The sequence below is a fragment of the Streptomyces sp. STR69 genome, from assembly GCF_024519455.1.
In the GTDB taxonomy this organism is placed as follows: domain Bacteria; phylum Actinomycetota; class Actinomycetes; order Streptomycetales; family Streptomycetaceae; genus Streptomyces.
This window is the reverse complement of sequence record NZ_JALJRY010000003.1, coordinates 90,573-114,689: the sequence shown is the minus strand read 5'-3', so window position 1 is coordinate 114,689 and position 24,117 is coordinate 90,573. Positions and strand designations below refer to the sequence as shown.

25 protein-coding genes are annotated in these 24,117 nt (G+C 71.5%); 10 read left to right on the top strand and 15 right to left on the bottom strand.

Annotated features, from left to right (window positions below):
* The first annotated feature begins 60 nt into the window (after positions 1-60).
* Together OC490_RS06775 and OC490_RS06770 are read left to right on the top strand one after the other, a co-directional pair.
* Positions 61-669 (top strand): TetR/AcrR family transcriptional regulator, encoded by a 609-nt coding sequence (locus OC490_RS06775; protein WP_019068479.1) that lies wholly within the window; start codon positions 61-63, stop codon positions 667-669.
* A gap of 87 nt (positions 670-756) precedes the next feature.
* The gene (locus tag OC490_RS06770) at positions 757-1,482 is read left to right on the top strand and encodes a DUF2470 domain-containing protein (protein WP_262056898.1); all 726 of its coding nucleotides are present in this window, start codon (positions 757-759) and stop codon (positions 1,480-1,482) included.
* Here the strand turns inward: OC490_RS06770 and OC490_RS06765 are convergent.
* The 3 genes from OC490_RS06765 to OC490_RS06755 all read right to left on the bottom strand — a co-directional run bounded on the left by OC490_RS06765 (position 1,450) and on the right by OC490_RS06755 (position 5,121).
* Positions 1,450-2,664: a lactonase family protein gene (locus tag OC490_RS06765; protein WP_262056897.1), complete on the bottom strand. Its 1,215-nt coding sequence runs from the start codon at positions 2,662-2,664 to the stop codon at positions 1,450-1,452. The genes OC490_RS06770 and OC490_RS06765 overlap by 33 nt on opposite strands.
* Before the next feature lie 114 nt (positions 2,665-2,778).
* Positions 2,779-3,813: a hypothetical protein gene (locus tag OC490_RS06760; RefSeq protein WP_262056896.1), complete on the bottom strand. Its 1,035-nt coding sequence runs from the start codon at positions 3,811-3,813 to the stop codon at positions 2,779-2,781.
* A gap of 54 nt (positions 3,814-3,867) precedes the next feature.
* Positions 3,868-5,121, bottom strand: a complete 1,254-nt coding sequence (locus OC490_RS06755; protein ID WP_262056895.1) for an FUSC family protein — start codon at positions 5,119-5,121, stop codon at positions 3,868-3,870.
* 115 nt (positions 5,122-5,236) lie between these two features.
* Between OC490_RS06755 and OC490_RS06750 the strand changes: the two genes are divergently transcribed.
* Positions 5,237-5,830, top strand: coding sequence for a TIGR03086 family metal-binding protein (locus OC490_RS06750; protein ID WP_262056894.1), 594 nt, complete (start codon positions 5,237-5,239; stop codon positions 5,828-5,830).
* Between the two features lie 7 nt (positions 5,831-5,837).
* On the opposite strand, the gene OC490_RS06745 is transcribed toward OC490_RS06750, so the two are convergent.
* Entirely contained in the window at positions 5,838-6,404 is a 567-nt protein-coding gene (locus OC490_RS06745) for a CGNR zinc finger domain-containing protein (protein ID WP_262056893.1), read from the bottom strand.
* Positions 6,405-6,555: 151 nt separating this feature from the next.
* Here OC490_RS06745 and OC490_RS06740 point away from each other — a divergent pair, with 151 nt between their 5' ends.
* Positions 6,556-7,557, top strand: coding sequence for a zinc-binding alcohol dehydrogenase family protein (locus OC490_RS06740; protein ID WP_262056892.1), 1,002 nt, complete (start codon positions 6,556-6,558; stop codon positions 7,555-7,557).
* A 2-nt stretch (positions 7,558-7,559) separates the two neighbouring features.
* Here the strand turns inward: OC490_RS06740 and OC490_RS06735 are convergent, their stop codons facing one another.
* Entirely contained in the window at positions 7,560-8,054 is a 495-nt protein-coding gene (locus tag OC490_RS06735) for an FBP domain-containing protein (RefSeq protein ID WP_262056891.1), read from the bottom strand.
* 89 nt (positions 8,055-8,143) lie between these two features.
* Between OC490_RS06735 and OC490_RS06730 the strand changes: the two genes are divergently transcribed.
* The gene (locus OC490_RS06730) at positions 8,144-9,037 is read left to right on the top strand and encodes a DUF3626 domain-containing protein (RefSeq protein WP_262056890.1); all 894 of its coding nucleotides are present in this window, start codon (positions 8,144-8,146) and stop codon (positions 9,035-9,037) included.
* Here the strand turns inward: OC490_RS06730 and OC490_RS06725 are convergent.
* The 4 genes from OC490_RS06725 to OC490_RS06710 all read right to left on the bottom strand — a co-directional run bounded on the left by OC490_RS06725 (position 9,015) and on the right by OC490_RS06710 (position 12,354).
* Positions 9,015-9,908, bottom strand: a complete 894-nt coding sequence (locus OC490_RS06725; RefSeq protein ID WP_262056889.1) for an alpha/beta hydrolase — start codon at positions 9,906-9,908, stop codon at positions 9,015-9,017. The two genes, OC490_RS06730 and OC490_RS06725, sit on opposite strands and share 23 nt — an antisense overlap.
* Positions 9,905-10,174 (bottom strand): hypothetical protein, encoded by a 270-nt coding sequence (locus OC490_RS06720; RefSeq protein ID WP_262056888.1) that lies wholly within the window; start codon positions 10,172-10,174, stop codon positions 9,905-9,907. Before OC490_RS06720 ends, OC490_RS06725 begins: the two co-directional genes overlap by 4 nt.
* A gap of 63 nt (positions 10,175-10,237) precedes the next feature.
* A complete protein-coding gene (locus tag OC490_RS06715) occupies positions 10,238-11,200 on the bottom strand; it encodes a LuxR C-terminal-related transcriptional regulator (protein ID WP_262056887.1) in 963 nt (320 codons plus the stop codon).
* Positions 11,158-12,354: an AAA family ATPase gene (locus tag OC490_RS06710; RefSeq protein WP_262056886.1), complete on the bottom strand. Its 1,197-nt coding sequence runs from the start codon at positions 12,352-12,354 to the stop codon at positions 11,158-11,160. Before OC490_RS06710 ends, OC490_RS06715 begins: the two co-directional genes overlap by 43 nt.
* 131 nt (positions 12,355-12,485) lie before the next feature.
* Here OC490_RS06710 and OC490_RS06705 point away from each other — a divergent pair, with 131 nt between their 5' ends.
* The 4 genes from OC490_RS06705 (at position 12,486) to OC490_RS06690 (ending at position 16,526) form a co-directional block, all read left to right on the top strand.
* Entirely contained in the window at positions 12,486-13,490 is a 1,005-nt protein-coding gene (locus OC490_RS06705; RefSeq protein ID WP_262056885.1) for an aldo/keto reductase, read from the top strand.
* Positions 13,491-13,514: 24 nt separating this feature from the next.
* Complete coding sequence (locus OC490_RS06700) at positions 13,515-14,480, top strand: phosphotransferase family protein (protein ID WP_262056884.1); 966 nt, start codon at positions 13,515-13,517, stop codon at positions 14,478-14,480.
* A 66-nt stretch (positions 14,481-14,546) separates the two neighbouring features.
* The gene (locus tag OC490_RS06695; RefSeq protein WP_262056883.1) at positions 14,547-15,836 is read left to right on the top strand and encodes an ROK family protein; all 1,290 of its coding nucleotides are present in this window, start codon (positions 14,547-14,549) and stop codon (positions 15,834-15,836) included.
* A gap of 30 nt (positions 15,837-15,866) precedes the next feature.
* Positions 15,867-16,526 (top strand): M15 family metallopeptidase, encoded by a 660-nt coding sequence (locus OC490_RS06690; RefSeq protein ID WP_262056882.1) that lies wholly within the window; start codon positions 15,867-15,869, stop codon positions 16,524-16,526.
* A gap of 15 nt (positions 16,527-16,541) precedes the next feature.
* On the opposite strand, the gene OC490_RS06685 is transcribed toward OC490_RS06690, so the two are convergent.
* Positions 16,542-17,504 carry an SDR family NAD(P)-dependent oxidoreductase gene (locus OC490_RS06685; RefSeq protein ID WP_262056881.1) on the bottom strand — a complete coding sequence of 321 codons (963 nt, stop codon included), beginning with the start codon at positions 17,502-17,504 and terminating at the stop codon, positions 16,542-16,544.
* Between the two features lie 294 nt (positions 17,505-17,798).
* On the bottom strand, positions 17,799-18,821 hold the full coding sequence (locus OC490_RS06680; protein ID WP_262056880.1) for a PHP domain-containing protein: 1,023 nt from the start codon (positions 18,819-18,821) through the stop codon (positions 17,799-17,801).
* Between the two features lie 80 nt (positions 18,822-18,901).
* Between OC490_RS06680 and OC490_RS06675 the strand changes: the two genes are divergently transcribed.
* A complete protein-coding gene (locus tag OC490_RS06675) occupies positions 18,902-19,138 on the top strand; it encodes a hypothetical protein (RefSeq protein ID WP_262056879.1) in 237 nt (78 codons plus the stop codon).
* Between the two features lie 11 nt (positions 19,139-19,149).
* Here the strand turns inward: OC490_RS06675 and OC490_RS06670 are convergent, their stop codons facing one another.
* The 4 genes from OC490_RS06670 to otr(A) all read right to left on the bottom strand — a co-directional run bounded on the left by OC490_RS06670 (position 19,150) and on the right by otr(A) (position 24,081).
* Positions 19,150-20,391: a lectin gene (locus OC490_RS06670; RefSeq protein ID WP_262056878.1), complete on the bottom strand. Its 1,242-nt coding sequence runs from the start codon at positions 20,389-20,391 to the stop codon at positions 19,150-19,152.
* Positions 20,392-20,544: 153 nt separating this feature from the next.
* Positions 20,545-21,171, bottom strand: a complete 627-nt coding sequence (locus OC490_RS06665; RefSeq protein WP_262056877.1) for a VanZ family protein — start codon at positions 21,169-21,171, stop codon at positions 20,545-20,547.
* A gap of 132 nt (positions 21,172-21,303) precedes the next feature.
* Complete coding sequence (locus OC490_RS06660) at positions 21,304-21,966, bottom strand: DUF4230 domain-containing protein (protein WP_262056876.1); 663 nt, start codon at positions 21,964-21,966, stop codon at positions 21,304-21,306.
* Positions 21,967-22,221: 255 nt separating this feature from the next.
* Positions 22,222-24,081, bottom strand: a complete 1,860-nt coding sequence (gene otr(A), locus OC490_RS06655; RefSeq protein ID WP_262056875.1) for a tetracycline resistance ribosomal protection protein Otr(A) — start codon at positions 24,079-24,081, stop codon at positions 22,222-22,224.
* Positions 24,082-24,117 lie beyond the last annotated feature (36 nt).

The following is a 24,117-nucleotide window of genomic DNA, read 5'->3' as shown; positions in this document are numbered from 1 at the left end:
GTTCAATAGCGTGTTCCAGTGTGATCCCGCTGTTGAACCGACGTCAAGTAAAGTGCGGGAATGGCCGCCAATCAGGGAGAGCGCACACGCCGCCGGCTCAGCACCGGTGAGCGTCGGGAGCAACTCCTCACGGTGGGCGCGCGGTTGTTCTCGGAGAGCCCCTACGACGAGGTGTGGATCGAGCAGGTCGCCGAGATCGCCGGGGTCTCCCGGGGGCTGCTCTACCACTACTTCCCGACCAAACGGGACTTCTTCGCGGCGGTCGTCGAGCGGGAGAGCGAGCGGATGCTGCGGATGACGGCCGCCGTACCGGGCGTGCCGGCCCGCGAACAGCTCGCCGCCGCCCTCGACACCTACCTGGAGTACGTGCACGCCCACGCGCACGGCTACCGCGCCTTCCATCGCGCCGACGCGGCCGGGGACCAGACCGTACGGCGGGTGTATCAGCGGGCGTTGGCGGCGCAGGAGCGGCAGATCCTGGCCGCGCTGGCCGCCGATCCCGAGTTCGGGCCGGCCGTGGAGGAGCGGCCCGACACGAAACTCGCGGTGCGCGGCTGGCTGGCGTTCACGACCGCTGTCTGTCTGGAGTGGCTGCGCGGACCGGAGTTGAGCCGCGAGCAGGTGCGCGATCTGTGTGCGCGGGCCCTGTTGGGCGTCCTCTCGCCCTGAAGGGCCGTTGTGGAAATTGCGTGGCGTGGTTGGCGCGCGCCCCGATCTTCGGTAAGTTAGGCAAGGCTTACCTAAGGAGGTTCAGGGATGGGTGACAGCCAGACGTGGACGGCCGTGCCTGCCGCGGCCGAGCGGGCCCGCTCGGTGCTCGCCGCCGCATGGTCCTGCGCGGTGACCGCGGAGGGCGGTCGCGAGGAGTTCGTCGGCGCGCACAGCGTCGACGACGACGGCCGGGTACTCCTTCAAGTGCCCGAGGACAGCGCCCTGTTGGCCGCCGCGATCTGCGCGCCGCGCGGCGAGCCGTCCGCGGTCCTTGAGTTCGCGGACGTCGCGCCCGTCCCCGTGCGCAACCGTATCCGGGCCCGCGTGTGGCTCGCCGGCTGGTTCGTCCCCGAGGACGGCCGACTGGCGTTCCGGCCCACGCGCGTGGTGCTGCGTCCGGCGACCGGCGCGGTGGTCATCGACCTCGACGACTTCGCCGCCGCCGAACCCGACCCGCTGGCCCTCGCCGAGGCCCAGCTGCTGACCCACCTCGCCGACTGCCACTCCGACGCGGTCGAGCGGCTCACCCGACTCGTCGAGCCCGACAGCCTGCACGGCGCGGTCCGCGTCCAGCCCCTCGCCGTCGACCGGCACGGACTGACCCTGCGCATCGAGCGCGCCCGCGCCCACGGCGACGTACGACTGCCGTTTCACGCGCCCGCCGACTCCGTTGCCCACCTCACCGAACGGATGCATGTGCTGCTCACCCAGGCCAGCGCCGCGTCCTGCCCGCGTCCCCTACAGCGGCAGCGCACAGACAGCGACCGGTGACGCGAACGGCGCGCCCGCGAGCCTCAGTTGACCGGTCGTGCCGTCCACGTGGAACACACTCACCGTGCTCGACCTCTGGTTCGCCGCGAACAGCAGTGTCCCGTCCGGCGAGAAGGCGATCTGCCGGGGGAAGTCACCGCTCACCGGCACGGTGTCGAGCAGTCTGAGCCGGGCGCCGTCCGCCTCGACGGCGTACCGCGCCAGGGTGTTGTCGCCCCGGTTGGCGAGATAGGCGTACGCGCCGTCCGACGTCACCAGGATCTGCGCCGGGTAGTTGGTGGCGCTGCCCGTGCTCCCGCTGGACTGCGGGTCGCCGATCGACAGGGCGCCCGTGGCCTGGTCGTAGGCGCAGACCGCGACGGTGTCGTCGACCTCGTTGGCCAGGTAGGCGTACCGGCCGCCGGGGTGGAACGTGAGGTGGCGCGGGCCCGCACCCGCGCGGGTGTGCGCCTGGGAGACCTCGGTGAGCGTGCCCTTCGTGGTGTCCAGGCGGTAGGTGTAGACCGTGTCGGTGCCCAGGTCGACGGCGAGGACATGACCGCCGTCGGGACTGGTCACGAACTGGTGGGCGTGCGGGCCGTCCTGGCCCGGGCCCGGCTGCGGGCTGGAGTGCTTGACCAGAGCGGTGCGTTCGCCGAGCGCGCCCGAGGTGTCGATCGGGTGCACGGCAACGCTGCCGGACGTGTAGTTGGCGCTCAGCAGCCAGCGGCCGGTCGGATGCACCGACAGATGGCAGGGGCCCGCGCCGCCGGTGCTCCGCGCGCCGAGGATCTTGCGGTCCGCCAGACGTACGGCGGTCACCGCGCCGGCCGTCTGCTCGTCGACCGCGTAGAGCGTGCGGCCGTCGGGGTGCACGGCGAGGTACGACGGGTCGGTGACCCCGGTGAGCGCCCCCGAGCTCGTGACCTGGCCGGTCGACGGGTCGTAGGTGGCCAGGCCGACGCCCGTGCCGCCGCCGTCGACCGAGGTGTACGTGCCGAGGTAGAGAGGGCGGGGGCCGGCGGCCTTGCCGGTGCGGTGGGCGCCGGGGGTCGGTGTCGGGGTCGCCACGGGAGTGGATTCGGGGTCGGCCGGGGACGAGGCCGGTGCGGGGACCGCGACCACGGCCGCGGTTCCGCCCAGGGCGCCGAGGAAACGGCGCCGACTCCAGCCGCCCTGTGACGCGTCCGCACCACTGCTCATGCCCACACCCTCAGGTCGTCGCTTGCCTCGGTCGTCACAGCAACCTTGGCGTGGGCGGCCCGTCGAGCGCAAGACCGGCAACGTGTGTTGCGCAGGGTGCAATGGGTTGGTGGCTCACCAGTCGCCGTCCTCCACCGGCTTGCCCTGGGCGTCCTTGAGCGGCTGTACCTGGCCGGGCTCGGGCTGCTGCCAGGGTTCGTGGTCGTCGCCGAGCCAGTCGCCCACCGGCTTCACGGCCTCCAGGGTGTCGGTGGGGGCGAGATCCTCGGCGTCCTGGTCGTAGTAGTCGAACCAGGGAAGTCCTGCCCGGGTGTACGCGGCCCGGTCCACCGGTGACGGCGGCGGCTCCTCGCCGGTGATGCGGCGCCACTCCGGGGGTGTCACGAGGTGCACGAAGACCCGCCCGGCCGGCTCCCCGGCCCAGGCCTTCAGCAGTCGGTCGTCCTCGTAGACCTCCTGGCGCATCGAACCGCCCACCCCGAGACCCATCCGGGGCGAGGCCGCCGGAGCGCTGCGCGTGGGGGCGGCCTGTGCGGCCATCGGCATGGGAGGCATGCCGTAGCCCCCGGACGGCATGGTGATCGCGCGGGCCCTTTCCGAGCGGCGCCGCGCGTCCTCGCGCCACTTGGTCAACTCCCCTTCGGTGAGCGGGAAGGACTGCAGCTGGACGCCGCCCCATACCTCCTCGCCCGTCACCTGCCCCTCGACGGTCGCGCCCAGGCCAAGGGGGACCGCCACGAACTGGCGGACCGTCCCCTTGCCGGAGTTGATGCCGTCGAGCCAGGGCTGACGCGGAAGCACGACATAGTTCTGCGGATCGCGGGACAGCCGGTCGGTCCACGGCTTCCCGGAGACCGCGCACACCTTGCCCACGCCGACCTGGAGGGCGGCGGGCTCGGCCGTGCCCGCGAAGCTCAGCCACATCGCCTCACGCAGATACACCGGCAGCATCACCCCGCCCCGCGCCCGCCACTCCTCAGGTGCCGTGTCCGGAAAGTCCGCGACCCGGCGGACCGGGAACTCGCCGAGCCCCGGCGGCAGCGGATGGGTGCCCGTCTCGGGCAGGCGCAGCGTGCGGATGAACCGCACCGCCACGCCACCGGGCAGCCGCAAGGTGTTCCCGTCGATCCGTACCGTGCTGTCGGTCATGCGTCCGCCCCCATCGCCGCGCTGCCGGAGGCGGTCCGCCCCCAGGTGACTCCGTCACCTAGAACGATCGGCGCCCGTGCCCCGGTTCCTGCGCAGCCGCTCCGGCACACCCACCCGCTCCCGGAGCCAGATCAGCCACGGCAGGCGTTCGCGCTGCTCACTGGCGCACTGGTCGAGTTCCTCCAGCAGCCGGCGCGAGCGGTGCTCGGTGTCCAGCTCGTCCAGCATGCGGTTGACCTCGGTCAGCATGGCACCCAGCAACTGCCACTGGGCCGCGTCGCGCTGGACCTCCTCCAGGAGCAACTGCGCCAGTTTGTCGCGGGTCGCGGCGGCAGTGTGCAGCTCGGCGGCGAGCCGAGACTCCGCCGACTCGGCGCTCACGCTCACATCGGTGGTCACCAACACCGCGAAACTGACCACGGCGTCACCGATCTCGGACAGCAACTGTTCTACGGCCGCGCCCGTCGGGGGCGCGAACAGCGGCTCGGGGTCGCGCTGTTTCGCCAGGTCGGTGAAGGTGCGCGCAAGGACCCGCAGCACGACCGTGCAGATCTCCAGGGTGTCAAGACCGGTCCGCAGCACGACCCGGTGCAGCAGCCCCTCCCGAACGCGCGGATTGAGCCGCAGGCTGTCCTCGGCCTGCCGCAGGGCCGCGTCCACTTCGACGATGTCGTGGTCGAGGCGGCGGGCCTCGTGCAGCCGCGCGGTGGCGTGGTCCACGGGAGTACGGCCCGCCGCCTCCTCGCCCATGCGCCGCATCAGCCGCCGTAGCCGACGCGCCAGGCCCTCGATCGATTCGCCGGCCTCGTCCACCCACACCGGGGGAGCCAGCAGCAGATTGCAGCCGAACCCCACGACCGCGCCGATGAGCGTCTCCACCACCCGTGCCCAGGCGGTGTTCCCGACCGTGGTGACCCCGAGGACCAGCATCGCGCTGATCGCCACCTCGGGCACGTACTCGTCGACCTTCACCAGCCGCCCGACGACCAGCGAGGCCACGATCAGCAGCGCCAGGCTCCACCAGGTGAGCCCGACCAGCAGACTGAACGCGATGGCGACGAGCACGCCCGCGACCACGGCGTTCACGCGGCGGATGCCGTTGGTGAGGGTGGCGTAGAGGGTGACCTGGACGACGAGGAGCGCGGTCAGGGGAGCGGTCAGCGGCGCGGGCTCGGGGCTCAGGCGGAGCGCGACGACGTACGCGACCGTCGCCGCGGTCGCCGACCGCAGCGTCTGGACGATCACCGGGTCCCGGTACCGCCCCACGAACCGCACCAGTGGCGCGGTCCACTCCCGGACATCTCGCATCCTTGGCCTATTCCCTCCTCGCGGATGCGCTGAACGTACCCATTGCGGACCGTAACTGTCCGCATGGGCTCCTAGATTGTCATCACCGGACGGGACGAAGGGGAGGGGAACGTTCATGACGAACATCCAGGGCATCGAGGTACTGACCCGCTCGCACGACTACCTGCGCGAGGTGATCGCCGCCGTGCCCGGGAGCGCCTGGTCGGCACCGACGCCGTGCAGCGAGTGGACGGTACGCCAGGTCCTCAACCACGCCCGCATCGATCAGCAGGCCTACGGCCTCGTCCTCACCGGCGACCGGCCCGACTCCGACCCCTTCCACCCCGAGGACGCGCTGGACGGGGACCCGGTCGCCGAACTCGACAAGGTGCTCCGCGCGGTGGCCGACGGCTATGCCCAACTGCCCGCCGACGCCGACCAGGTGCCGACACCGCTGGGCCCCATGCCCCTCCCGTTCGCCGCGGCGACGGCCGCCATGGACGCGGCCGTGCACGCCTGGGACATCGCGGTCGCGACCGGCCAGAACAGGCCACTGGCGGCGGACCTGGCGGAAGGAATCTGGCCGGCCGCGGACCGACTCGTCGACCAACTCCGCGACGCCTACCGGGTGTTCGCCCCCGCGCGGGAGGTGAGGGACGAGTACGACCGGGCCGAGGCACTGCTCGCCTTCCTCGGCCGCGACCCGCACTGGACGCCGACCGCCTCCTGATCCACGGTCACCCGGTCGCGGCGGCCCGGCTGCGCGACCGGTAGCCCGCGACCTTCGCGAGATTGCCGCAGCGGTCCATCGAGCACCAACGGCGGCGGCGGGCCTGGGAGTCGTCCAGGAACAGCAGTGAACACTCCGGGTTCTCGCACTCCTTGACCCGCTCCAGCAGCGGACCGCCCACCAGCAGCACGCCGTCCCGGGCCACCGTCGCCAGTGCCGCGCGCGCCGGATGCGTCGACTTCCAGCGCCGCTCGCCCAGTTGGGGCGCGAGATCCGGACGCGCGGCGGCCTCGTTGACCCGCTCGACATCGGCCGCCGCCGGTTCCCGCCCGGCCATCGTGTCCCGTACGACCCGGTAGAGCGCCTCGCGCAGGGTGCGCGCGTCGGTCAGCTCACGGGCCGTGACCCGCACCCGTTCGGTGTCCGTCGACAACTCCGCCTCCGTGATCCAGGCGGCCAGGGCGGCCGGATCGGGGAGCCGCTCTACGGGGGTGGCGTGCCGTTTGCCGAGCGTCGCCACGAAGTTCAGGCACGGGCGTCCGCCGATGAACGGGAAGACGGGCGGAGTGGTCATGGCAGTGAGCTTACCTCGTGCACACCGGTTCATGCGGTGTGCACGAGGATCGACGGCAAGCCTTGACACCGGTTCGTGCGGTGTCGCATGGTGACACCAGTTCAAGTGGTGTCGGCCGGGTTCGGGGGCCGCGACAGGGAGTGGGTGCGGTATGCGTGCGATACGTATCGACGAGTTCGGCGGGCCCGAGGTGCTGGTGCCGGTCGAGGTGCCCGACCCGGTCGCGGGTCCGGGGCAGGTGCTGGTGCGGGTCGCCGCGGCGGGCGTGAACCGCGCGGACGCCCTGATCAGGTCGGGGAACTACCACCGGGCCGGACGCCCGCCGCTGATCCCGGGAGTGGAAGGCGCCGGTACCGTCGCCGCGTTGGGCGAGGGCGTCACCGGATTCTCCGTCGGCCAGCGGGTCGTGGCCCTCGACGGCGTGAACTCACCCGGTTTCTATGCCGAGTTGGCGGCCGTACCCGCCACCCAGGTCACCGCCCTGCCCGATGGCATCGACCTCACGCACGCCGCCGCGCTGCCCGTCGCCTGGCTGTCGGCCTGGTACTGCCTGCGGCACCTCGCCCGGGTCACCAAGGAGGACACGGTGGTCGTGAAGGCCGCCGCGAGCGGCGTCGGCAGTGCGGCCGTACAGATCGCGGCCGAGACCGGCGCCCGGGTCATCGCGCTCGCCGGATCGCCCGAAAAGGCAGCCTGGGCAGGGGAGTTCGGCGCCCACGACACCCTCGACACCTCGGCACACCCGGACGACGCCGAGGTCGACGAGGTGCTGCGACTGACCGACGGACGTGGCGCGGACGTCGTCCTCGACACCGTCGGCGGCCGGGCCTTCGGGCGCAGCCTGCGCGAGATCGGACACGGCGGCCGAGTCGTCGCCCTCGCCAATGTCGCCCTGGAGCCGAGCACCGTCGACACCCGCGACTTCTACCCGAAGAACGCGTCGATCCTCGGCTTCCAGCTCACCAACCTCCAGGTCCACGGCGGCTACGACCCCCGCCCGGACCTGCGTGAACTGGCCGAGCGGGTAGCCACCGGCATCTACCGCGTACCGATCGAGACCGTCGTACCCCTCGCCGAGGCACGTGCCGCCCACGAGCGGCTGGAGCGCCGCGACAACCGGGGCAAGATCGTCATCGAGGTGCCGGGGGACTGACGTCAGACGTACAGCTTGTCGAGGAAGGCGGCCAGATTGCCCACCGTCCGCGCGATCTGCTGCTCCACGGTGAGGCTCTCCTCGATCCGGATGCCCGACTCGGGGATCTTCCTGCCGCGCACATAGAGGGAGCACGCGAGATCGGTGCACATGTACAGGCCGACCGAGTTCCCCTCACGGCCCGCCGGACCCGCCTTGCGCGCGGTCATCAGGGAGACCCCGCCGCCCGGACGGGTCGTCACGCACAGCGAACACATGCTCCGGTGCAGAAAGCCGCGCTGCGCGGACGGGAACCGCAGGGTGACCCCGACCGGCCCGTCCGCCCGCTCGGCGACGAGATAACTGCGGTCCGGCGCCCCCGGATCCCGCCAGCCCAGGAAGTCCAGATCGCCCCACGGACGGCTGTCGAGATCACGGGGGACCGCCAGCCGCTTCGCCTCGCCCTTCGAACAGTTGACAAATGAGTCGCGGATGTCGTGCTCGGTGAGTGATCTCATGGGGGAGTCTCCTGGGGCGGTGTCCGTCTCCGAAACCTAGAGGGTCTAGGTTTCGGCCCAGGGTAGTGAGGTGAGCGGTGGGGGAGCCAATGGATTTCGGAGATGTCGGAGCACGCCAGGCGCAGGCGCTGCGCCATGTCGCGGCCCGGTCGTCGGGCCCGGCCGTCGACTCGCGACTGCGCATCACCCTCAACTTCCATCCCGACCGTACGGCGGCCGGACGCCCGATCCTCGACGCGCTGGCCCAGGACGGCACGTACCACTCGCAGTTCGTCACCGGCACCAGCAACGGCGGCCTCACCGCGCACCCCGGCGGCGACCGCTGGCGCTGGGAGAGCCGGATCTTCGACGGTGCCTACGACGGGGCGCCCGCAACCGAACGACCGGTGTACGGCGCCCTGAACTTCAGGCGCCAACTGGTCGGCGCCGCCCCGCGGTTCGGCTCCTCGCACCTCCGGCTGACCGGCGCGGCCCTCGCCCGCGCCACCTTCTGCTACCCCGACAGCGCGGCCGAACCGACCGACTTCGGCGTCGCCGCCGGCATGTCCCTGATCGCCCGCGCCGAGGCCGACGAGCAGGACGCCCTCAACGACTACATCGAGACCCAGGTGCACGGCGGAGTCGACCTCGCCCGTGACGCCGAGGCTCTCGTCCTCGATGCGAGCTACCGAGGCACCCCGGTCGAGACCGCCGCCGCCCGCCTGCCCTGCCCGGTCGCATGGCACCCCGGCTACCGGCTCACCGTGCCGGAACTACGGCGGCACGCGGACTACCGGGGCCAGGAGTATGTCGATCTCGGTGCGCACATCGCCGAGAAGGGCGTGATCGACCCCCGGATCATCGGCGACGCGGCCCGCACCGGCCGCTATGAACTCCAGGACCTGAAGATGGTCTGGCACACCCTGGCCCGCTTCGGGGCGCCGGTGGGAGCGGGTACGGCGGCGGACGGCGATACGGGCTTCAGGCTCCGAGCCGCGCGGTGAGGAACTGTCCGGCCCGGTCCAGGGCGGCGCCGGCCTCGTCGAGGATCGGGCCGTAGGCCTGGAAGACGTGCGGCACTCCGGGGGTGACGTCGAGGGTGACCTCGACATCCGCGCCGGCGGCCCGTCCGGCGAGGCGTACGGCGTCGTCGAGGAGGACCTCGTGGCTGCCGACCTGGATCAGCAGGGGTGGCAGGCCGGACAGGTCGGCGAAGACGGGGCTGATCAGGCCGAGAGCGGGGTCCTGGCCCGCCGTGTAGCCGGCGATCAGGGGTTCGAGGAGTTCACGGGAGAACAGCGGATCGGCCGCTTCCTTGGTGTCGACGGACGCCCCGGACAGGGTGAGGTCGACGTACGGCGACATGACGAAGGCCGCGGCCGGCAGGGGCAGCGCGTGGTCGCGGGCGTTGACCAGGGTGGCGACGGCGAGTCCACCGCCCGCGGACTCGCCCGCGAAGACGATGTCCGAGGGCCTGACACCGTCGGCCAGCAGGGCTTCGTAGACCGCCAACGCGTCGTCCACCGCCGCCGGATACGGATGTTCGGGGGCGAGCCGGTACTCGACGGAGTAGGCCTTGGCTGCGGTCCGCCCGCCGATTTGCGCGGCCAGGCCGGCGGAGCTGAGGGCGTCCCCCAGGAGGTAGACGCCGCCGTGGAAGTACACGACGACGTGCTCGGGTTCGACTCCGTCGACCGTGACCTCGACGGTGGGGACACCGCCCAGCGTGACCGGCACCGTCTTCACCTCGGGAGGCAACGGCTGCGCCGACGTCGCCGCATGCAGCAGCCGCCGCAGCTCCTCGACATCACCGTCGAGGGGGAAGGGGGACTGACGCAGGAACGCGTCGATGGTCTGTTGCTGTTCGGTGCTCACGGAACATCTCCGTTCGACGGGGGCGGTTCGGCCGGCACACTTCGCTCGGCCGGCGCGGGCCGGACCTTGCGGACTTCGAGGAGATCGAGTCCCAGCGCCTCGATTCCGGCGAGGACACCGAAGAGCGCAGCGGTGTCCGGCAGCAGCCCGGTGAGCAGCGTCTCGGTGCCCTGCTGCTCCGGCTCGAACGCGGGGAACGCCGTCAGGAGGGTCGGGCCGAGGTGGCCGCCGACCCGGATCTGGTACAGGACGGGGTCATCACCCATGCGCCGATCGTCGTCGGTGGTCGGGTGAACCCGCGTCACCGGAATCCGGTGAACGTGCGGCGCTCACCCGCGGCCGTTCGACAGCAACCGCAGTTCGCGGCCTCGGTGCACCGCCGAGGACCGGTTCCCGGCGCCGAGCTTGGCGTAGATCCGCCGTATGTGGGTGTTGACGGTGTTGAGCGAGACCGACAGTTCGGCGGCGATCTCGGGGCGGGTGAGGTTCGTCGGCAGATAGCGCAGGACGCGCAGTTCGCTGGGGCTGAGCTCCTCGGCCGGACCCGGGGCCGACCGGTCCGGGGTGTCGCCTCGGACGGTGTCGAGGATGTCAGAGACCAGTGCGGCGTGCGATGTCTTGCGCGGCAGGGCGTCGAGGAGTTCCCAGGCGCCGGTCATCACGAACGGCAGGATCATCCGGTCCGGTTCGGCGAGGTTGAGGGCCTGTTCGACGGCCGCTCCCGCCCCGTGCTCGTCTCCGAGGTCACGGCAGGCGAGCGCGTCCAGGAGCCGGGCCTCGATCGGGGTGAGGAAGGAGGTGACGGGAGCGGTGCCGTCGAGGACCGGCCGGAGCGCGCGGCGGGCACCGCCGGGGTCCTGCTCGGCGAGGTGGAGCACCGCGTCGGCGTTGCGGATCTCCGCGGCGGCGGCCTGCCGGTCGTCGAGGGCGGCGAGGTCCGCCCGTGCACGGTCGACCGTCCCGAGGCGGGCCCGGGTGGCGATCGTCCAGGCGGTCACCCGGGACGACAGCCCGTCCCGGCTCACCATGTGTGCCTGGACCTGCTCGGCGGCGGTCAACTCGGCGAGTGTCTCGGGGTGTTGGCCGCGTGCGGCGGCCAGCATCGCGGAGGTCAGATGCACCAGTAAACGCACGCCGGGCTCGCCCTCGGACCGGGTGGCGCGCCGGGCGCGGTCGAGCCACTGCTCGCCCCGGTCGAACTCGCGCGTGCAGATCAGCGTCCCGGCCAGGGAGACCTGGGCGGGCGCGATCACCGCTTGGGCGTCCCATCCGTACCGGCTGGCCAGTGCCACGGCCTGCTCACAGCGTTCCCGGACCAGTCCCCGGCGGCCTGCAGATGCCGTACGGCATCCACGGCCTGGGAGTGTTCGGCGAACCAGCGCGCGGCCAGCCGGTGCAGTTCCGGGACGGCCTCCGGGACGGTGCGGCGCAGTTCCAGCCGGAGCAGGTCGGCGAACATGTGGTGGTAGCGGAACCAGGTGCGGTCGGGGTCGAGCGACACGACGAACGCGTTGGCGTCCTCCAGCTCCAGCAGGATGCGCTCCGAACCGGTCGCCCCCGTGAGCAGATCGGCCAGTTCGCCGTTGATCCGGTCGGGCAGGGAGGTGCGCAGCAACAACCGCTGTACATGGGGTGGTTGGCGCTCCAGCATCTCGGCCATCAGGTATTCGGCGACCGTACGGTGACTGCCGGAGAACTCGGCGACGAACCGCTCGGGATCCGGGTGCCCGGCCAGCGAGAGCACGGCGAGCCGCAGCCCGGCCGCCCAGCCCTCGGCCCGCTGGTGCAGCAGACCGGCCACGTCGTCGGGCAGCGCGACTCCGGAAGCGGCGAGGAGGTCACGGGTCTCGGCCTCGCTGAAGCGCAGCTGCGCGGCGCGGATCTCGGCCAACTCCCCCGTCAGGCGCAGCCGGTGGAGGTGCAGGGGCGGGTCGTGCCGGGTCGCGATGATCGCGTGGACGTCCCCGGGGAGCGCTGTGAGAAGGGCCGTCAGCTGTTCGGCGGCCTCCGCGGAGCCGAGCTCGTGCAGGTCGTCGATGACGAGGTAGAAGGTGCCGCCGGACGCGGTGATCTCGGACAGCACCTTGTCCACCATGGCGCCGCCGTCGAAACCGGGCGCTGTGGGAAGCGGCTCGGTGGCACCCGTCGCTCCACGGACCGCCTCCAGCAGGGCGAGCCAGAACAGCTGCGCGTCCTGCTGACCCGGCCGTACCGACATGAAAGCGATACGGCGGTCCCGTCCCGGCCGGTCGGCCCATGCGCGCAGCAGGGATGTCTTTCCGCTGCCGGCGGGCGCGGAGATCATCGTCACCCGCTGCTCGGACGCGCGGTCCAGGGCGGCGATCAGGTCGCGGCGGTCGATGAGACCCGGGCGGCCCCGGCCCGGTACGCGGACAGCGCCCGCGGTGGCCGGCAGGTCGGGCGTGACGCCATGTCCTCTGGTCACGCGGTCAGCGTAGTCGAGGCGAATCACCGCATCCCGGCGATGACCGGTCACCTCCACGGCGGTGATCCTGGGCACCCGCTCGAAGGGCGAGTCACTTCGAACGGTCTGTGCGTGAGCCGACAGGAGACGGTGTGAGAGAGCAGTTGGGCGGAACCTTCCCCCTGGGACCGAGACGGGTGCACCGGGTCGGCTACGGCGCGATGCAGCTCTCCGGCGACGGGGTCTTCGGGCCACCGCGGGACCGCGACGAGGCGCTGCGGGTGCTGCGCGCGGTGGTCGACGCCGGGGTGGACCACATCGACACCGCGCAGTTCTACGGAGCGGGCACGGTGAACGAACTCATCCGGGAGGCGCTGCACCCGTATCCGGACGGACTGGCGATCGTCAGCAAGGTCGGCGCACGCAGCAGCGACCGGCCGGATCGGCTCCGCCAGGGCATCGAGGAGAACCTGACCGCGCTCGGCGTGAGCCGCCTGGCGGCGGTCAACCTGCGGATGGTGGACCCGACCGAGGCGCCGGACGGTCGGTTCGACGCCCAGCTGGCGGTACGGCGTCACGGCCTGGCTCAGCCACAGCGCGGCGGCGAGGTTGACGTCCAGCATGAGGCGCAGGTCCTCGGGGGTCGCGCTGAGCGCGTCTTTCTGGCGGAACGCCCCGAGCGTGTTCACCAGCACCTCGGGAGGCCCGGACTCGGCGGCGATCCGGTCGACGAGGTCTCTGGCCACGGCCTGATCGGTCGCGTCGCCCACCTCCCGGCGGATGCGTCGGGCAGTGCCTCCAGTGTCTTCGCCGTCCGGTCGACCGCCGTCACGGTGAACCCGGCGTTCGCGAGAACCACCGAGGTGGCGAAGCCCAGTTCGCCACCCGCACCGACCACTGCCGCCACGCGTCCGCTCACGAGACCGCCTCCTTGTCGTGCGCCAAGGTTCGCCGCGGGACAGGTGAGCGGTCCTCACCGGATTCCGGTGATCTCCCGGACGGCGACGGGGCTCGTACGGCACCGGGTGTGCGGGGATGCCTTCCGTACCCTGTACCGGGACCGCACGCCCGGCGCCGACGACACGGCCGCCGAGCCGTGGCTCAACGGACCGATGGCGGACGGGCGTTACGTAGAGGACGGGTACGCCGTCGGCTGACCGAAAGGGAGAGGTGGGCGCACGGTGACGGACTCCTGGGAGCGGGCCCGGAGGATCCTCGGCGCGGCGGGCATTCCGCCGGACCGCCTCGCCCACCTCCGCCCGATGGGCGGCGGCACCTACAACACCGTCGAGGAACTCACCCTCACCGACGGCAGCCGCTACGTCCTCAAGACCGCCCCCACCGCCCCGGGCCTCGCCCACGAGCGCCAACTCCTCGTCTCCGAGGCCGACTTCTACGGCGCCGCCACCAAGGCCGGGGTGGCGGCACCGCGCGTCGTGGTCCTCGACGGCGACACCCTCCTGATGACCCTCTGCCCCGGCGAACCCTGGGACGACTCCCTCACGGACACCGAAGTGGCCGCCCTGCGCACGGAGTTGGGCCGACAGCTCGCCCGCCTGCACGAGATCACCGGCCCCGGCTTCGGCTACCCCTCCGGCGCCCTCGGCCCGCTCGCCCCCGACTGGCGGACCGCGTTCACCGCGCTCTACGACGCCGTCCTCGACGACGCCCGCCGCTACCGGGCCTGGCTGCCGCTGCCCGCCGACGACATCGCCCGCACCGCACGCTCCGCGCACACCGCCCTGGACGAGGTCACCGTCCCCCGCGCCGTCCACTTCGACCTCTGGCAGGGCAACATCCTGGTCGACCGCTCCTCCGGAACGCCCCGCATCGGCGGACTCATCGACGGCGAGCGCATGTTCTGGGGCGACCCCCTCGCCGACTTCGTCTCCCTGGCGCTCCTCGGAGACATCAGGAAGGACGACGCGTTCCTCGCGGGCTACCGGGAAGCGGGCGGACGAGCCGAGTTCGACCGGTCGGCCCGCCTCCGCTACGCGCTCTACCGCAGCTACCTCTACCTGATCATGCTCGCCGAGGCGGTCCCCAGGGAGTTCGGCGCGGAAGAGAACCGCTGGCGGCGCGAGCGGGTCGGCCCCGAACTGCTCGCCGCCCTCGCAGAGATCGACGGGACGGCCTCCACCACGTAGTGTGCATTCCACCGCCCCTTAGTTCAGGGCGTGAATTAAGAGGGTGCAGGGTTCGGAAGGAGCCACATGGCGGGGCGGAACGGGCGCACGGTACGCGACCTCAGGCGGGCCAACCGCACGGCCGTACTGCAACGGCTGTACTTCGACGGACCCCTCAGCCGCTTCGAGCTGGGCCCGGTCACCGGACTCAGCTCCGGCTCGGTGAGCAATGTCGTCGCGGACCTCGTCGCCGACGGCCTGGTCGAGGAGGCCGGCAGCGTCGACTCCGACGGCGGCCGACCCCGCACCCTCCTCCAAGTCGCCCCGCACAGCGGCCACATGATCGGCGTCGACGTCGGCGAGACCCGGGTCCGCGTCGAGCTGTTCGACCTCACCCTCACCGAACTCGCCCGCGCCGAACGACCGTTGGAGCAGCAGCGCTACGAGGTCGAGGTCATCGTCGGCCACATCCGCGACGGCATAGCCGAAGTCCTCGCCGCCGCCGACATCGCACCCGGACAACTCCTCGGCGTCGGCATCGGCGTCCCCGGCATAGTCGAGCACACCCCGGACCACGGCGCCGTCGTGCACGGCCAGACCATCGGCTGGGACGCGGTCCCCCTCGAAGAGCTGCTCCGCTCCACCTCCCAACTCCCGGACGCCGTCCCGTACTTCATCGACAACGGGGCCAAGACCCTCGGTCAGGCCGAGATGTGGTTCGGCGGCGGGCGCGGCGCGCGCAACGCGATCGTCGTCCTCTTCGGCTCCGGCGTCGGAGCCTGCCTCGTCACCCCCGAGGTGGAGCACGGCCGGGCCGTCGAGTGGGGCCATCTGACCGTACGGGTCCGCGGTCGCCGCTGCCGTTGCGGGGCCCTCGGCTGCCTGGAGGCGTACGCGGGCGCCGAGTCGCTGCTCGACCGCTGGCGCGAGCAGGGCGGACGCCCGCCCGAGGGCACCGACGAGGAGACCGCGATGACCGCGCTGCTGGTCGCCGCCTACCCGGCCGAGGGTGCCGAGGCCGACCCGGTCGCGCTCGCCGTCCTGGAGGAGACCGCCGAATACCTCGGTGCCGGACTGTCCGACCTGATCAACCTCTTCCAGCCCGAGCGCATCCTCATCGGCGGCTGGGCAGGACTCCAGCTCGGCTCCCGTTTCCTGCCCGCCGTCCGCCACCACGCCACCGCGTACGCGCTGCGCCACCCCGCCGAACGCGTGACCATCGACCTGGGCCTCCTCGGTCCCGACGCGGTCACCGTCGGCGCCGCGATCCTGCCGCTCGCCGACTTCTTCGCCCGCGGCGGTCGCCGGGCCGAGCCCGAACCGGAGGGCCCACCGCCCGCCTGGCGCACGGCACTTGAGGAGCGCGCCCCGCACTGAGGCGACGGGCCGGTGGGAGATGATCACCTCATGAGTGAGATCATCCTGATGTCCGACGCCCGGGTCGCCGCCGTCCCCGTCGAGGAGTGCGGGGAGCCCCTCGTCGACGTGAGCGACGTACTGCTGGTCGACGACCACAAGAACAAGGACTCCGCCGGCGGAGCCGAACTCCACCTGCGCCAGGGCGTGTTGGACCGACTCGTGAAGGCGGAGGCCCTGCTGCCCGGCGGCCTGCGCCTGCTGTTCGTCGAGGGCTACCGGCCGCCGACCCTCCAGCGCCGCTACTTCGAGGGCTACGGCGACGAGCTGCGCGCCGCCCACCCGGACTGGTCCGCCGACCGGATCCGGTCCGCCGCCAGCCGCTATGTGTCCCCGCCCGAGATCGCCCCGCACACCGCCGGCGCGGCCGTCGACCTGACGCTCGCCGACGCCGACGGCCGCGAACTCGACCTGGGCACCCCGATGAACGCCAATCCGGAGCAGAGCGCCGGGGCCTGCTACACCGACGCCGACAACATCACCGCCGAGGCCAGGGCCAACCGCGCCGTGCTGGGCAGGGCGCTTGGCGCGGCAGGCCTGGTCAACTATCCGACGGAGTGGTGGCATTGGTCGTACGGGGACCGCTACTGGGCGCTGGCGACCGGTGCGCCCGCCGCCCTGTACGGGCCGAAGGACCTCGGTACCTCGTAAAAGCCGCGCCCGGAACTAACCGGAAAAAGCGTTCACACCGGTTAGGTCGGCGGACAGCGTCCAGAGGCGTGCCGCCTGCTCGGGGTCGGTCGCCCAGGACTTGACGCCGGTGCGCTCGTCGCCGTCGGGGGCGAGCTCCGCGATGTCGCAGTCCTCCAGGTAGACGCCGCCCATGTCGGCCAACTGGGGCGAGGTCGCCGCCCACACCTCGGTGGCCGCGCCCTGCTGCGGGGTCTTGAAGCCCTCGGGGTTCAGCACGTTGCCCTGCTCGTCGATCCAGCCGCGCTCGACCATCTCCGCCTTGGGGAGGTGGCGCTGCAACGGGGTGATGATGCCGCCGGGGTGGAGCGAGAAGGCCCGTACCCCACGGTCGGCGGCGAGCCTGTCGAGGTGGACGGCGAACAGCACGTTCGCCGTCTTCGCCTGGCCGTACGCCTCCCACTTGTCGTAGCCGTGGGTCCACTGGACGTCGTCCCAGCGCATCCCGGAGAAGTGATGGGCGCGCGAGGACACCGAGACCACGCGGGCGCCGCCCGGCTCGATGGCCGGCCACAGCCGGTTGACGAGGGCGAAGTGACCGAGGTGGTTGGTGGCGAACTGCGCCTCCCAGCCGGGCCCGACCCGGGTCTCCGGGCAGGCCATGATCCCGGCGTTGTTGATCATGTAGTCGACGGTGCGGCCGGAGGCGAGGAACCGCTCGGCGAAGCCGCGCACGCTCTCCAGGTCGGCGAGGTCCAGCTCGTCCACCTCGACGCCGGGCAGCCCGGCCACGGCCTCCCGGGCCGCGTCGGGGCGTCGTGCGGGGACGACCACCCGGGCGCCCGCCTTGGTGAGCGCGCGGGCGGCCTCCAGGCCGAGACCCGAGTAGCCACCGGTGAGGATCGCGAGCTTCCCGCCGAGGTCGAGGCCCTCCAGGACGTCGTCGGCGGTGGTGTTCGCGTCGAATCCGGAACCGATCTTGTGCTGTGCAGTGGTCATACCAGGAACGCTACGAATTGAAGTGCGCTCGAAGTCAAGCGGAGAAGTCGCGCGAACACCGGACACGGAGAAGCCCCGACCGCGACGGGGGAATCACGGCCGGGGCGGCCAAAGGGGTGGGCACGGAAGGCGGTCGCCTCGCGGCGAAAGGCTCCACAGGGCTTCAGCCGAACGATCTTCCCTGTGGGCGGAGGTTGAGGCCCGGGGACACTGTTCCCTCCGCACCCACGTTCTGTTCAACGGCCAACCACCAGCGAGTGTTCCTGTGGAGGTCGCCGTACGCGGTGATGTGCATCACTTGCCAGTGGTCCAGTCCAGTAGCTCGTCCGCGGACCAGGTCGTCAGCACTCGCTCGGCGGCCACCCCGCACTCCTCCGCCCGCGCGCAGCCGTTGATCTGCCAGTCGAGCTGACCGGGTGCGTGTGCGTCGGTGTCGACCGAGAACAGCACGCCCGCGTCGACGGCCTTCCGCAGCAGCCGCCTCGGCGGGTCGAGGCGCTCCGGACGACTGTTGATCTCCACGGCCGTACCCGACTCGGCACATGCGGCGAAGACCTCGTCCGCGTCGAACTCCGACTCCGGCCGCGCGGCACCCCCGTCCCGCCCGATGAGCAGCCGACCGGTGCAGTGCCCGAGGATGTCCGCGTGCGGATTCCGTACGGCGGCCACCATGCGGCGCGTCATGGCGCGGGCCTCCATGCGCAGCTTGGAGTGCACGGAGACCACCACCACGTCGAGCCGCTCCAGCAGCTCCGGTTCCTGGTCCAGCGAGCCGTCGTCGAGGATGTCGCACTCGATGCCGGTGAGCAGCCTGAAGGGGGCCCAGGTCTCGTTCAGCGCGGCCACCACGTCCAACTGCTCGCGCAGCCGCTCGGGGGACAGTCCGCGGGCCACGGTCAGCCGGGGCGAGTGATCGGTCATCACCGCCCACTCATGGCCGAGCCGGGCCGCCGTACGGCCCATCTCCTCGATCGGGCTGCCGCCGTCGGACCAGTCGGAGTGGAGGTGGCAGTCCCCGCGCAGCAGGGCCCGCAGCTCTTCGCCGCCGGGGCCGGCCGGGGCGGGGGCCTCGGCCTCCAGCTGCTCCAGATAGGCGGGGACCTGTCCGTCCAGGGCCTCGCGGGCCACCTGCGCGGTCTTCGGGCCGATGCCCTTGAGGGACTCCAGCGTCCCGGCCGCCGCGCGTTCGGCGACCTCGCCCTCGGGGAGCGCAGCCAGAACCCTGGCCGCCGTACGGAAGGCGCGTACGCGGTAGGTCGGGGCCAGGGACCGTTCCAGCAGGAAGGCGATCCGGTCCAGTGCCTGCACGGGATCCATCGAGCCTCCTCCCGCGAGAGGCCCCTGGCCAGGCACCTTGGACCACTCGCGACCGCCTGATGCGTTCTAGGCTCTATTGCATGACCGAAATCGCCAGCCCGCACATCTCGACCCCGCGGATCATGGTGCTCAAGGTGCAGCCGGGCACCCCGCCGTTCCGCATCGTGCAGATCGACGGGGAGATGGTCTCCGAGGCCACGGGCATCACCGACGTCCTGGAGGTCGCGGCCGTGTGCGGCATCACGGTCCGCGACCTGGACGACCCGGATGTGGTCCGTTGGGTCGGCGGGGACAAGTTCACCTGGTTGCCGCATTAGGCCTTACGGATTCAGCCGACCGTCCACTTCTGGTTGGCGCCGCCGGAACAGGTCCAGATCTGCAGCGGGGTGCCGTTGGCCGAGTTGTTGCCGGTGACGTCCAGGCACTTGTTGGCCTGTGGGTTGACGATGTCGTTCGCCGAGCTGACGGCCCACTTCTGGGCGGCGGAGCCGTTGCAGTCGTAGAGCTGGACCTTCGTGCCGTCGGCGGTGCCGCCGGCGTTCACGTCCAGGCACTTGCCGAGCGCGCGGATCGTGCCGTCGGAGCCCACGGTCCACTGCTGGGCGGCCGAGCCGTTGCAGTCGTAGAGCTGTACGGCGGTCCCGTTGGCGGAGTTCGCTCCGTTGACGTCGACGCACTTGCCGGCGAGGCCCTTGATCGCCGCCCCGGTGGCCGTGTCACTCGTGGTGACCGACACCGAGTCCACCACCAGCTGGGCCGGGAAGGCCGTGGCGCTGTTCGGGTCGCCGGGCCAGTCGCCGCCGACCGCCAGGTTGAGGATCAGGAAGAACGGCTTGTTGAACGCCCAGGTGTTGCCGCCCACGTCGGCGGGCGTGCGGGTCTGGTAGACGACACCGTCGACCGACCACTTGATCGAGTTGGGCGCCCAGTCGACGGCGAAGGTGTGGAAGGCGTCCGCGAAGGCCGCGCCGTTCGCCAGCGTGTAGGCGGCGCCTATCCCGTTGGCGCCGGAGTAGCCGGGGCCGTGGATGGTGCCGTGGATCGTGGAGGGCTCGTAGCCGACGTTCTCCATGACGTCGATCTCACCCGAGTTGGGCCAGCCGACCGAGCCGATGTCGGTGCCGAGCATCCAGAACGCGGGCCACATGCCCTGCCCGCGCGGGATCTTCATCCGCGCCTCGACATGCCCGTACTGCGCGCTGAACTTCCCGGAGGTGTTCAGCCGCGCCGAGGTGTACTGGCAAGTGCCGTACCAGCACTGATAGTTGGCGGGGTTCTCCTTCTTGGCCGTGATCACCAGGTGGCCCTGGCCGTCCAGGGCCGCGTTGTTGGTGCCGGACGTGTAGTACTCACGCTCGTGGTTGTTGACGTCGTCGCCGGTCTCCTGCGTCCACTTCGAGGAGTTGACGGCACTGCCGGCCGCTCCGTCGAAGGTGTCGGAGAACGTGACGGCGTCGGCCTGGGCGTCCGACGTGGAAGCCGCCTGCGCCGGACCGATCGCGGCGGATGCGACCAGTGCGGCGGACAGGGCAGCGAAAAGACATCTGCGGAGTACGTGTGGGGAGGCCACGGCATTCCCTTCTGTACGGCGGACGTGGGGACCGACACGCCGACTGAGGTGGGGGGTGAAAGCGTCGCCTCTTGATTTAAGGAGTGAGATAAGGAGAGCGTCAATACCTTGGTACGGACCAGTAGTTGAATGTTGCGGGCCAGTAGTTGATCGTTACGAAGTGGCCTTCGGCGCTTTGGGCGCCTTCGCTGTCTTTGTTGTCCTTGTCGCCTTCACGACGGGCTTCCGCGCGTGCACTGCCCGGCCGAGCCGGCGCCCCAGCAGGACCCAACCGATCAGCGCGCCAGTGGTGTTGAGGATCACGTCGTCGATGTCGAAGGCCCGCCCGGTGATCAGCGCCCCCTGCGCGAACTCCACCAGGAGCATCACGGTCGCCGTCAGCAGCAGCACCTTCAGGATGCCGCGCGCCCGGGGCGCGAACACGGGCACCAGCACCCCGAACGGGATGCCGAGCACCACGTTCCCGCCGATCTGCTTGAAGGCGTCCCGCATGGCGGGCTGGTCGAGATAGGCCTTCAGGGAGCGGCCGGGGTGCAGGTTGGTGTGCACGAGCGCCTTCGACGCGGGGGACGGCTCCAGGGTCAACTTGGCCAGTACGACGGCGAACGCCACCATGAACACGAAGCCGAGCAGCATCGACAACAGGCGTAGGGGGAGGGGGAGTCGGTGGCGCTGGGGAGGTTCGGGCTTCGACCGGCGCGGGGTGCGGGCCGCTGTCGGCCCGGCCTCGGTCTTGGGCTCGGTCCTGATGCGGCGCAGACGTGAGGCGGTACGGCCCATGCGTGAGGTCCTCCGGTCTTCAACTTCCTTGACTGGTAGGGCGGTTACCCCCGAATCGGCGGAGGATGCCGTGGTGGGCGGACGGAACCCGTGTGCGGCGCAGGTGCCCGCACACGGGTTGCCGACGGCTGCTCAGGCCGCGTACGAGATGGTCACCGTCGTGAAGCCCAGCGAGCCGAGCAGACCCTTGAGCATGCTCGTGGTGTTGGTCTCGGCGCGCGTGGTCAGACCGCTGGTCTTCGCCGCCTCGGCGATGTGCTTGGAGGCGAGTTTCTGCACGGCCTGCTCGCTGTTGGGGTTGTCGGAGAAGATGTCGCCCAGGCGGTCCAGCAGACCGCGCTGCTTGGAGACCGTGTACGAGTGGTCCGGGTCCAGCGCCGGCTTGCCGAGCGCCGCGTGCGGCAGCGTGATGCTGGCCGTCGTGCGGTCGTCGTTGACCGTCACGTCCTGCTTGCCGAGCTTGCCCAGGTCGACATAGCCCTCCACGGTGCCCGCGCCGACGTACAGCGTGCGGGTGCCGCGGATCGCCTGGGGCAGGAACTTGGCGTCCTTCTCCAGGTCCACGACGACCTGGAAGTTGCCGGAGGCCGCGTCGTAACGGCTCATGTCCTGAATGGACTTGAGCAGCGCCGGACCCGAACGGTCATGGGTCTCGGTGCCGAAGATGTCCCGGAGCCCCGGGAGCACGGCCAGCCGGAGCCCGGCGAACAGCACGGCGATCACAACGACGACGGCGGTGAGCACCTTCGCCCAGCCCGGCATGCGCCGGGTCGTACGGCTGATGGAAGTCGTCATGGGGACGGCCCTCCCTTCCTCGGTATCCGCATGCCCCCCAAATGCCCGGTCAGACCGACGCGTTGGCGGAACGGTCGCGCTGACGGGGCGCAGAGGGCGCACAAGCGGGAAAAGTCACTGTTCCGGCCCGCCAGGAGCCCTGGACGACCGCGCAGAGAGCATTTCCCGGCCGCCTGGCCCCAAGCGTCTCGTGACCTTTCCGGATCACGGTCCGCTCCATGTTGTGACACTGGCCGCGGACGCCCCGAACACACCTCAGTGCGACCGCAGTTCACGGTCACCGGACGGACGCGACCACCACACCCCTTCACCGCGCGTGAGCCCGGGCAGGGCCGACTCCACGTCCCGCACCCGCCGGGCCGGCAGCTCACCGGTGATCAGCCAGGAGCCGACGCCACCCGTGGTACCCGTGAACTCGGCTCGGCAGGACGCGAGTTGCGAGGTCACCGGCGCGAGCGCGTCCTGCGGGACCTCCGTCTCGAACGCGACGTACGGCTCGTACAACCGCGTCCCCGCCCGCCGCAGTGCCCGGCGCAGCACGATCGGCGTGAGGCCGCGGAAGTCACCGGCCGTGCTGAGCGGGCCGACGAATCCCGACCGGGTGAGGGTGACCCGGTAGTCCGTCACCGGTGCGCCGTCCAGTCCGCTGAGCAGGGTCGAGTGGACCGTGTCCTCGACGGCCTGGTGGAACGCGCGGGGGAGCGCGCCGAGTTGGGTCTCGTACGCGAAGACCCCGCCGGAGCCGCGCGGTCCCGGTTCGACGCGCAGCCCGATCGTCGCCCAGTAGCGGGTGCCGTCGTGCCACGGCCATTCGTCGCAGGCCTCGCCGGTCCCGGCCGGGCGTTCCAGGAACCGCACCCGGCTCGGCTCGAAGTCCGCCTCGACGCCGAAGTCCTGGACCAGGGTCGCCGCCAGAACCTCCTTCTGGACCTCGCCGTACAGGAGCAGCACGGTCGCCCCGGAGGCGGCGGGCCGCGCGTGCAGCAGCGGGTCCTGGTCGGCCAGCACCAGCAGCGCCGAGCGCAGCGCCGCCGCCTGCTCGGGACACCGCGCCCGTACGACGGTCTCCAGGGTCGGCGGCGCGAACTGCGGTGCCCGCTCGGTGAGTTCACCGAGCCGGTCGCCGACCCGGATGTCCTTCGGGCCGGTCAGCGCACCGATGTTCCCGGCCGTGAGCGGTCCGGGCCGGCCGATCACATCGAGACGCGTGACCCGCCCGGAGACCTCGACGGCTCGTCCGTCCGCCCCGTGGCGGCGGAACGTGAGCCGCTGCTGCGGGGCCACCTCACCGTCGTAGAGCCGCAGATACGCCGTCCGTTCGCGGCCGGGACCGGGCCGGACCGCGAACACCGTGCCGCGAGGGGTGCCCGGTCGGGTCGCTGCGGGCGGGATCAACTGGACGAGTCGTGCGACGAGTTCGGGGATTCCCTGGCCGCCGAGGGCCGAGCCGAACAGGAGCGGTTGGATGGAGCCGTCTGCGGTGCGGGCGGCGAGGGCCTTGCTCAGGTCGGCCGGTGTGGGGTGCGGGCCGTCGACGACCGCCGCGAGGACGGACGGGTCGACGTCGGCGAGTGCTTCGGCCAGGTCCGGGTCGCCGGGCGGGCGGGGCAGCACACGGGCGCCGGGCGTGCCGAGGCCCGTCACGTCCGTCAGGGGTACGACGTGCGGGGTCAGCCGGCGCCGGATGTCCGTGACGAGTCCGTCCGCGCGGGCACCCGCCCGGTCGATCTTGTTGACGAAGACGAGCGTGGGCAGCCGTAGCCGCCGCAGGGTCCGCAGCAGGACGCGGGTCTGCGCCTGGACGCCCTCCACGGCGGACAGCAGCAGGACCGCGCCGTCGAGGACTTCCAGGGCGCGCTCGACCTCCGCGACGAAGTCCGCGTGGCCGGGGGTGTCGATCAGGTTGATCTGGGTGTCGCCGGACGTGAAGGCGGCGACGGCCGAGCGGACAGTGATCCCGCGCTGTCGCTCGATCGCGCCGTCGTCCGTACGGGTGTCACCGGCGTCGACGCTGCCGAGCCGGTCGGTCGCGCCGTGGTCGAACAGCAGCCGCTCGGTGAGGCTGGTCTTACCGGCGTCGACGTGGGCCAGAATTCCGATGTTCAGGGTGTGCATGCGTGGTCGAGTCCTCAAGAACCGTCGTCCAGTGGG